This is a genomic window from Paraburkholderia sp. RL18-085-BIA-A (assembly GCF_046027075.1).
In the GTDB taxonomy this organism is placed as follows: Bacteria; Pseudomonadota; Gammaproteobacteria; order Burkholderiales; family Burkholderiaceae; genus Paraburkholderia.
In genome coordinates this window covers 158,516-167,566 of record NZ_JARESU010000012.1, presented here as the reverse complement: position 1 = coordinate 167,566, position 9,051 = coordinate 158,516, and the positions used below count along the sequence as shown (strand labels likewise).

Here is a 9,051-nt window from a genome sequence, read left to right as displayed (position 1 = left end):
CGCCAGCAGGCCCACCAGCACAGTGCGAACTGGGCGAAGCTCCGTTTGCGCCTGGTCCGCTCGAATTGTGGGGTGGACCAGGCGTCCGGGGTATGCCTGGCCGCTGCGTTGCGCATGTCGTGTGAACTGTCTTTTCATCTACTGTAGGACAACCTGATTGCAACGTATCAACTCACGGAAGTTCGTTCCCGGCTGACCAACCTTCAACCTTCACGGCGGTCACCGTGAATTTCCGAATTCCGCCAAGAGAAACAGGACTCACGATGAAATGGTACCAAGACCTGAATCATACGAGATGGGATGCCGATGGCGGCTCCCGCCCGCGCGGCGAAAATCAGCTGGCGCGTTTGTTACAAACGACTAAATGGCAGAGTGTCTCGTTGGACCGACCTACGGACGTTCGACGCGGCTCCTTTGAACCTCCCTTCGGCGGACTACCGCCGATCACCGACCGGTGTTAGTCACTCCATTGCGGTCGCTCGCGTCTATGCTGCGAACGCCTCTTGGTCGGCCCGCGCGGCCCTTACTTCCCGAACCGGCTTGTCGGGCGGACGGTCTTGGCGTAGAAACCTGGTACGCTTGTGTACTTCGGTGACGCCGCTTCCGTCACCCGGCATGGCGTGCGAGGGAGATGGACATGACATTCAAGGTTCAGTGGTACCGGGACAAGTTTGCGAAAAAACGGAACAAAGGCTTCTGCGGCTATCCGGTGGCAACGGTTGCCTTCTACGGGCCAGATGACACGAGAGCGACGAAGGTCTCTGTTGGCATCGTCGCGCACGAAGGTGCTGACGCCGACCCTGTTGAGCGCTGGTTCTGCAAAGCAACCGATGCGAGAATCGATCCGGAAGTCACCGAAGCAATCGTTCGATTCATCGATCAGCATGGTGCCAAATCAGTGGTGGCCGTCGATCGCATCATCGGCTGTCCGCATGAGGAAGGCATTGACTACCCCGAAGGCGAAAAATGTACGCAGTGTTCGTTCTGGGCTAACCGGGATCGATGGAGCGGCGAGATCATTCAGTGAGACGTCAAGAGGCAAGCGCTTCCATCCTCGCGCTGAGGCGTTCCTTGCCCGCTTCATTCCGACCGTAGTTATGCATTCGTTAACGCAGGACACTTTCTGGATGAGAAGGGCGCGTGTGGTCCTCAGCGGGGCGCGGCCAGGCCCGTGGCGTGGTTTCACGCAACCGCCGCCTACGCGACTGACTTCGACTGCACGAGCGCGATGACTGCGACGTGCTTCACGTACAGGAAAGGCCCAGCGGAGCCGGACATCGACCGAGACGACACGAAGCCTGGTCATGCGCGCGGTGTAAGGTACAGGGGCGAATCTCCCGCCGGGAAGGCATGTTGTGGGATCTTGCCGGGCGTGGTGAGCATCACCGTTAATGCAAGGGGCAGAACCATGGGTTTTTCTTGCCGAACGTTTCTGATCGCTCGTGACGATATCCTCTGGCGGCTGTCAAGCACCAGGTTCGACCGGATGCTGCGGGATCCGGCAAGCCACTGTCTGCCCGTTTTTGCGGAGCAACGAGTACGAATGGCCAGCGTCGCGGTCGAGCTTGTGGACAGAAACCCGGTGCGCGTCGTTCGGAACGCGTTTTCCATTCTCACTTTCGATGCTGAAGGCCGCATCGACCCGAGCAGATTCGAAAAGCAGCAATTTGCCCTCGTGGAGTTGGCCGTCGCGCCTGTCTTTGCCGTATTCGATGATGACAACAACCCGACAGTCGTCGACGCAACGTCCCGATTCCTTGCACAGGGGGGCCAATGGGCTCCGTCGCGCGCTTTGGCGCGCGTCATCGATCAGACTGCGTTGGGCCAACGACAGTGCCGACACCTGTGAGCCCTCGCTGACAGGCTCGCCTACGGCATCCAGTTTTCGATTCTCGAGTGTCGGAGAGGGGTCGAAATTGCGCAAATCATATGGTCGTCGCGTAAGTCGCCACTCGCGAGCGATAAAATTCGCGGCTATCCGAACGACGGCTATATTGTCCGATGACTTGACGGGCAGCACGCGTGCACGAATGACCGCTGGACCTCGGAAGCCGCCGTTCACGTCACGCTGGCTCCAACGGCCGGAGAGGGTCGAGGATGTGTCAAAACACAAAAGTTGCAGGTTTTGAGGGGTCACTTTACCCTTCCCGACACGCCACCAAGCCGTTGTAGGCCCTTTTCGAAAGCCGACTTTTTGAACGAGAGGTGTGAGCCTGCGTTTTGGCACACCCTCGGTCGAGAAGAGCCAATCGGCTGCTATTTCTGACGTTGGAAAAACCCGGCCATTATCTGAAAGGTCAAAGGTGAGTGAACCAGAAACCGGATAGTTCAGAGTTACGTGAACCACAGTTTCAGACTTACCTGAAACACACCAGTCGCAAGCCCCGTTGCAACGGCGCCGTGAGTTCAGAGTTGCGTGAATCTCAACAGCAATCGTGTCGCCATTGGGGCTGAGCGGCGCTTTCATGCGCCCGGAAGGAACCGCGCACGCCAACGGGATTCGCTGCCGGCGCAAAGAAAGACAAACAAAAACAAACACTTACAGTCTGATATGTTTTCGCTCGCACGCGCATCCGGCCCCGCGCACGAAAAACACCAGTGGACGCTTCCCCCGCCTCACTTACGCGCCGGCGGCCGCACTGCGTTTTCGGCCTGCCACTTGAGCCGCCCGCAATTCCCTTTGATCCGCGACGCGAATTCCGCGGGATCGTGCTCGCGCAGCGCGCTCATCTGGCTGATGCCGCTTTCCGCACGGCGCCATCCCACCTGCCAGTACCGGTCGAAGCCGGCGGGGTCGTGCAGCGTCTTTTTAAGCTGCTGCTTGTACCCGTCGACGCGCTCGGCCGACACCCCGCAGAACGCCTGCGCAAAGTGAGCGCGCTCGCCCGCCGTTTCGACCTTGGCATCCGCCGCAACCTCGGCGGCCACACTCGACGCGGGCAGCGACGTCGACAGCAACAGCGCAAAGGCTGCCGCGACGAGTACGCGATCGCAGTGCTGCATGTTTCTCATCACCAGCTCCTGACTATCCGCTGCCGTACCCAGGACTTTCCCTAGACCTTCTCGCCGTTGTCCGCCGTTTCGCGCGAAAGTGTCTTTAATAGACAGTAGGATGGCGTTTTCGCGCGCTATCTGGCCAACTGTCTGGACGATACACGGTGTTACGCTCGAACAAGCAGCCTTCGCGGCAGTGAGCCGCCGTTCAGCGGCAGATCCGACAGCCAACAGAACACGCCGCGAAGCGCACATGGCCAATGAAAAAGGCGAAACATCGCTGCGGGAGCGACTGCGATGGAATTTAAAACATATACCGTACTGACGCTATTGGTGTGCAGCAGCACTGCCTTCGCATGGCAGCCGCTCACCTATCCGATCCGCAGTCAAAGCGCTTATGAGCGCAGCATCGACACCGCGATGTGCTACGCGGCGGCGAACAAGACCAAGGTCGACATCAAACGCGAACCGCAGGTTCCGCCGCGCAAAGCGCCGCCCACCAAGGCGTCGTCGACCGGCGCGCCGTCGCGTCCGCCGTTACCGTCCAGCACCTTCTCGCCCGCGCCGGTGAGCGCCAGCATGCCCGCCGCCGCGACCGAGCCTGGCGCAAGCGCACCGGTGGCGACCGCCGCAACGGCGCCGGGGGCTTCGTCGGTGAAATCGGCGAGCCCGCCCAATGCCGGCTCCGAAACGATGGCTGCCACGGGGGCATCGTCGACGAATGCCGACCTCGGCGCGTCGGGCACGGCGGCGAGTTCGTCGCAAGCGAACGCGGCGTCCGGCGTGAAGCTGCCGCCGCTGCCGGAACCCGAGCCGCCGATGGCCCGCTACTGGGCCGCCTATGCCGAATGTATGCAGGCGCGGGGTTACGTCGTCGCCCAGTAACTTCGGCTTGCAAATCTCGTTGCGGTGTCTTGTTCTTTTGACCGCGGCGTCGGCATTCGACGCCCGTTAGCGACCCGGCCATGCCTAGCGACCCGACTTCCGATCAGCAGGATCCCCGCCGATGCGGCCACTGCGGTGCGCCGCTCGCCAGTCTCTTTTCACCTTGTCCCGCGTGCCGCTCGCACGCGGTCGAAAGGTTCGACGCGCACGACGCGTCGGCGTCGGCGGCTGGCTCGCCGGTTGTGCTCGAGGCCGCGCCGCCGGTGCTTGCCGCCGGATTGCCGACGCGCAGGATCTGGAACCCGTCGTCGCGCGCGTGGGCCGGCCGCTACGATCCGATCGACGAAACCGTGATGGTCGGGAGCGTCTATCAGCGGCTACGCGGACCCATCGTGCTGGGCGCGTCTGCGCTGGCCGTGACATCCGCCGTGTATCTCGGCTTCATTCATGGCAACGATGAACGCTTTGGCATACCTGTCGCGATCTCCGGGCAGGTGCAGCAGGCGCACAACGGCAACGCGGCCGTTGGCGCAGCGGGTCAGAAGAAGCGTGCTGCGGCTGTCGCGCAGCGGCCGTCGAGCGTCGTGGTCGCGCAGCGGCCCGCGCCGATTACGGCGCCGGCCAGGACAACGGATGCCTCACCGGCCACATCACAGTCAGCGCAGCGCCGCATTGAGCTCGCCGCCTCGCCGGTCACATCACCGGTCGCATCGGCAACCGCAACAGCAGACGCGTCCCAGCCGACGCAACGCCGCGTCGCGATGGCCACCGCGCCGGTCACATCAGCAGCTACATCGCTGACCACGTCACCGGCGGCATCGGCAACCACAACCGCAGCAGCCACGTCGCAGCCGACACAGCGCCGCGTCGCGATGGCCGCCTCACCGATCACGATCATATCAGCGGCTACATCGCTGGCCACATCACCGGCCGCATCACCGGCCGCATCAGCAACCTCAGCAGCCACGTCGCAACCGACACCACGCCGCACTGCGCTGACCGCCTCACCGATCACATTCGCAGCCGCATCGCCGTCCACAGCACCGGCCGCATCGGCAACCAGATCCGCAACCACAACACCAACCCCATCGCAGCCAACTCAGCACCGAGTCGCGCTATCCACGCCCGACGCCACGCACGCCACCACCAGTCAACCCCTCAGCCCGGCTGACAAGCTCCGCGCGCAAGCGTCGAGGCAGCTGAAAGCGGCGCGCGCCAAGCTGCATGAAAACGATCTATCGGCGACGAAGGTGCGTCTGGCCGCGGCCATCGCCGCGCAGCCGGACAACCGCGACGCGCAGCGCATGCGCTCCACGGTCCGCACTCGCGAAGAGGAGCGCGACGCGCTGCTGAGTCTCGCGCGAGGCTGCGGCTATGTCGGGCATTGGCCGTGCGTCTCGCGCAACGCGGGCACCGCGTTGGAGATCGATGCGGGCAGCAAGGAAGCGCGACGTCTCGTAACGCTCGCGATGGAAGAAACCGCAATGCAGGTTCCGCCGGCCGCCGCCGAGACCGAGCCCACCCTGCGGCCCGATCCGCGCAACCTGATCTCGCATCATTGATGCGGCGCCGACAGACATCGGCGACCCGCGCATGAGCTTGCGAACAGGGAAAACGCAAGCATGAAAGCGCAAACTTGAAATCGCGAGCGAGCGGACGGCCACGCAGCCGCCCGCTCGCACCCGCCCTCAACCCGCCACGCTGTCGTAACCGTAATACCCGCCCTGATACCCCGAGCCGAGGAACGCACCTTCCTGCGGCACGTCGGTGAGCAGCACGCCGCGCATTGCCACGCCTGCGTTGCGCATCCGTTTCGCGGTCTCGATGATCTCGTTGAGCGGATGGCGGCCGTGGCGCACCACCAGCAGCGTCGTGCCCGCATATTTGCCGATCAGCGTCGCGTCCGTGACCGCGAGCACCGGCGGCGTATCGACGATCACGACGTCGTAGTACGGCTTCAGTTCGTCGAGCATCGTTTCGAAGCGCTTGCTCATCAGCAGCTCGGCCGGGTGCGTGGGCAGCGAGCCCTTGGGCAGCACGTCGAGACCGGGCAGCACGTCGTGCTGGATCATCGAGCGCAGATCGCCGCCGCACAACACGTCGGACAGCCCCGGCTGATGCGCGATGCCGAAGTGCGAATGCACGTCGCCGCGCCGCATGTCGCCATCGATGATCAACACCCGCTTGTCCGCCGACGCCACCAGCGCCGACAGATTCACCGACAGGAACGACTTGCCGCTATCGGGCCGCGAGCCCGTGATCATCACGACGTTGTTCTCGGCGTGATTGAGCGAGAGCTGCAGCGAGGTGCGCAGATTGCGCACGCCTTCCACGGCCATGTCCTGCGGTGCCTGGTGCGCGAGTACGTGCTGGCCGCGCTTGCGCAGCGCGACGTTCTCCTGCAGCCGCAACTGGGTCTGGCTGCGCGGCACGACCCCGAACACGGGCACGCCGAGCATCGTTTCGAGTTCGTCGGGACGCTCCACGCCGCGGTACACCGCGCGCTTGAAGAAGGTCAGCATGATGCCGAGCGCGAGGCCGCCGCCGAGCGCGCTCACGATCGCCAGCGCGCGCTTCGGGCGCACGGGGTCGTCGGGCGCTTCGGCGAAGTCCACCACGCGCACGCCACCCACCTGCTGGGCCACCTTCGTCATGCGCAGCTGCTGAGCGCTGTTCAGCAGGTTCGTGTAGATGTCCGTGTTGACGTGCACGTCGCGCAACAGACGCAATGCCGTCTGCTCGGTATCCGGCATTACCGAGACGCTGCGGTTCATGGTGGTTTGCATGCTCTGCAATTCGGCGATCTGTGCGTCGATCGCGGCCACCATCGGGTGGCTCGGCGTGAAGCGCTGCGACATCTCCGCGCGTTGCTGCTGCAAATTGAGCAGCTTGGTCTTGTTGTCGACGATCTGCTGCAGCAGCAGGCGGCTTTCTTCGCCGATGTCTACGGTGCCGTGCGCATTGCGGAACTTGTTGTAGCGCTGCTCGGCGTCGTCGAGCGCCTTGCGCGCGTCCGGCAACTGCTGCTCGATGAACGCGAGCAGGTGCCCGGTCTCGTTCGAGCGGCTGTCCACGTCCTGGCGCACGAACTCGTGCGCCACGTTGTTGACGATCGCCGCCGTCAACGCGCTGTCGCTGCCTTCAAGACTCACGCGAATCACGCCCGACTGCAACGCGGTCTCCTCCACCACCAGCGCTTTCTGCAAGCGGTTGACCGTGGTCAATGTCGACGCGCGCGACAGTTCGAAGTGCGAGCCCGGCGCGCCGACCAGCTTGTCGACGTGCAGCGCAATCGGACCGTCGGCGGTATCGGTCTGGACGGTTTCGCCGACCCGGCCCGACAGAATCGCGCTCCCGTTGCGGTCGCGCAGCACATAGGCACCCTCGGCGCCGGCAATCAGCGTGAAGGGCGCGTCGTACAACTCCTTCGACGTATCGAAGCGCGACACCGCAATGCTCTCGTTGCCCCACGCGAAGCCCGACAGGTTGAGGGACGACGGCAACCGGAAACCCCACTGGCCATTCACCAGCCCCGCGATCAGTCTGCCGACCACCGGGAAGTAGCGCGGCTTCGCGGTGATGTCGAGATGCAGCTTCCTGACCGTGTCCTCCGTGACGAGCCTCGATTTCAGCAACTCGATCTCGGCGGCCGCGGGGGAAGGCCTGGTGTCGAACATGCCGCCAAGCGGCGGCGAGGTTTCCCTGCCGTTCGCATTGACGTTGGCATTCGCCGTTCTGTCCTCGACGTGGAACAGCACGTCCGCGCGATACATGGGCGGCGTCAGAAACGCGTACGCGCAGCCCAGCGCGAGCGCGATCAGCGTCACCACCAGAATGGTGCGCCAACCGCGCACGATCGTGCGGAGATAGTCCGACAGATGACGCCCATCTGCCATGGACACGTCGGTGTAACGGTTTTGGTAGTTGATTGCCATGTTCTTCACCCAGCAAAGCCCGACGGTTCAGGTTTCACGTTGCACGGCTGGTTATTTCGTCAGCACCACGCCCGTCACAGCCGCATTGATCGCCGGCAGCAGCAGGTTCAGCACACGGTTGAAGCGGACCAGTCCGCCCTGGCCGACGTACACGACGTCTTTCGGCTGAAGCTCGAACTGATTGGCCAGCACCATCGAAACCGGCGAGGTCGCATCGAGGTGATAGATCTCCGGCGAAGCGCTCGTCGAATTGCGGATCACGAACAACTGCCGCGCCGCGGCCGTGTTCGAGTCGAAGCTGCCGCTATCCGAGAGCGCCTGCGACAGCGTCAGCGAACCGTTGCGCAGCGGCAGCACGGTCGCCGGCTTGTTGACCTCGCCCATCACATACACGCCGCTGTCTTCACGCGCGGCCACCCGCACCAGGTCGCCCGGTTGCAGATAGATCTGCGACGGGTTGTGGCCGCGCTTGATCAGATCGTCGATGTTGATCGGATAGATCACGCCGTTACGGATCAGAACGACGCGGCTGCGGTCCGCAGTCGTGGTAAAGCCGCCGGCCTGGTTGATCGCCGTCGTCAGCGACATCGGAATGTCGTTCAGCGACTGCGCGCCAGGCGTGCGCAGTTCGCCGTCCACATAGATCTGCGAATTGCGGAACGACGCCACCCGCACCGTCACTTCGGGCTTCTGGTACACCTTGCTCAGACGGTTATACAACTCCTTCTGGATCGCCGCGGAGCCCTTGCCGGCCACATGCAGATTGCCCGCGTACGGGAACTGCACGTCGCCGTTTTCGTCGACCATGAAGCCAGGAATCGCATCCGCAGCGCGCGAGCTCTGCGTCGGCTGTCCGAGCGCGGCGGCAAGTTCCGGGTGATCCCATACGACGATCTGCAGCACGTCGCCGGGGCCGACCTTGTACACCGGCGGCTTGCCGAACAGCGCGAGCGTCTCCGGCGGCAGCGTCCCCGACGTTTGATCCGCATTCATCTTGCGCAGCAGCGCCAGATTGATATCGGTAATCTGTATCGTCTGCTGCTGCTGCGGTTCCGTGCTGAAGTCGCCTCCCGTGTCCTGGATCGTGGCCGGCGTGACCATCCGTTGACCGGGCACGATGCCGCACCCGGAAAGCAGCGTTGCCGTAGCGAAAACCAGGAGACTTCCCGTGCGTAGTCCAAGTGAGCTCATGATGTTTCCTCCATGCGCCGGAGCACCTGTTCCCGGGAACAGGCAA

Annotated in this window: 7 protein-coding genes; 3 read left to right on the top strand and 4 right to left on the bottom strand. The window is 63.5% G+C overall.

The window, feature by feature from the left end:
- The first annotated feature begins 637 nt into the window (after positions 1-637).
- Entirely contained in the window at positions 638-1,027 is a 390-nt protein-coding gene (locus tag P0D89_RS11715; protein ID WP_201124193.1) for a hypothetical protein, read from the top strand.
- 438 nt (positions 1,028-1,465) lie between these two features.
- Here the strand turns inward: P0D89_RS11715 and P0D89_RS11710 are convergent, their stop codons facing one another.
- Positions 1,466-2,467 carry a hypothetical protein gene (locus P0D89_RS11710; RefSeq protein ID WP_408376611.1) on the bottom strand — a complete coding sequence of 334 codons (1,002 nt, stop codon included), beginning with the start codon at positions 2,465-2,467 and terminating at the stop codon, positions 1,466-1,468.
- 149 nt (positions 2,468-2,616) lie between these two features.
- Complete coding sequence (locus tag P0D89_RS11705) at positions 2,617-3,012, bottom strand: hypothetical protein (protein WP_408376610.1); 396 nt, start codon at positions 3,010-3,012, stop codon at positions 2,617-2,619.
- A 279-nt stretch (positions 3,013-3,291) separates the two neighbouring features.
- Between P0D89_RS11705 and P0D89_RS11700 the strand changes: the two genes are divergently transcribed.
- On the top strand, positions 3,292-3,879 hold the full coding sequence (locus P0D89_RS11700) for a hypothetical protein (protein WP_408355538.1): 588 nt from the start codon (positions 3,292-3,294) through the stop codon (positions 3,877-3,879).
- 80 nt (positions 3,880-3,959) lie between these two features.
- On the top strand, positions 3,960-5,441 hold the full coding sequence (locus tag P0D89_RS11695) for a hypothetical protein (RefSeq protein ID WP_408376609.1): 1,482 nt from the start codon (positions 3,960-3,962) through the stop codon (positions 5,439-5,441).
- A gap of 126 nt (positions 5,442-5,567) precedes the next feature.
- Here the strand turns inward: P0D89_RS11695 and P0D89_RS11690 are convergent, their stop codons facing one another.
- Together P0D89_RS11690 and P0D89_RS11685 are read right to left on the bottom strand one after the other, a co-directional pair.
- Positions 5,568-7,814 carry a polysaccharide biosynthesis tyrosine autokinase gene (locus P0D89_RS11690; protein ID WP_408376608.1) on the bottom strand — a complete coding sequence of 749 codons (2,247 nt, stop codon included), beginning with the start codon at positions 7,812-7,814 and terminating at the stop codon, positions 5,568-5,570.
- 51 nt (positions 7,815-7,865) lie between these two features.
- Positions 7,866-9,005, bottom strand: coding sequence for a polysaccharide biosynthesis/export family protein (locus P0D89_RS11685; protein WP_408355528.1), 1,140 nt, complete (start codon positions 9,003-9,005; stop codon positions 7,866-7,868).
- Positions 9,006-9,051: the final 46 nt, after the last annotated feature.

Bases quoted from the DNA above. Each gene is read 5' to 3' on its own strand.
- P0D89_RS11715 (WP_201124193.1), top strand. From the start codon at position 638: ATGACATTCAAGGTTCAGTGGTACCGGGACAAGTTTGCGAAAAAACGG.
- P0D89_RS11710 (WP_408376611.1), bottom strand. From the start codon at position 2,467: ATGAAAGCGCCGCTCAGCCCCAATGGCGACACGATTGCTGTTGAGATT.
- P0D89_RS11705 (WP_408376610.1), bottom strand. From the start codon at position 3,012: ATGAGAAACATGCAGCACTGCGATCGCGTACTCGTCGCGGCAGCCTTT.
- P0D89_RS11700 (WP_408355538.1), top strand. From the start codon at position 3,292: ATGGAATTTAAAACATATACCGTACTGACGCTATTGGTGTGCAGCAGC.
- P0D89_RS11695 (WP_408376609.1), top strand. From the start codon at position 3,960: ATGCCTAGCGACCCGACTTCCGATCAGCAGGATCCCCGCCGATGCGGC.
- P0D89_RS11690 (WP_408376608.1), bottom strand. From the start codon at position 7,814: ATGGCAATCAACTACCAAAACCGTTACACCGACGTGTCCATGGCAGAT.
- P0D89_RS11685 (WP_408355528.1), bottom strand. From the start codon at position 9,005: ATGAGCTCACTTGGACTACGCACGGGAAGTCTCCTGGTTTTCGCTACG.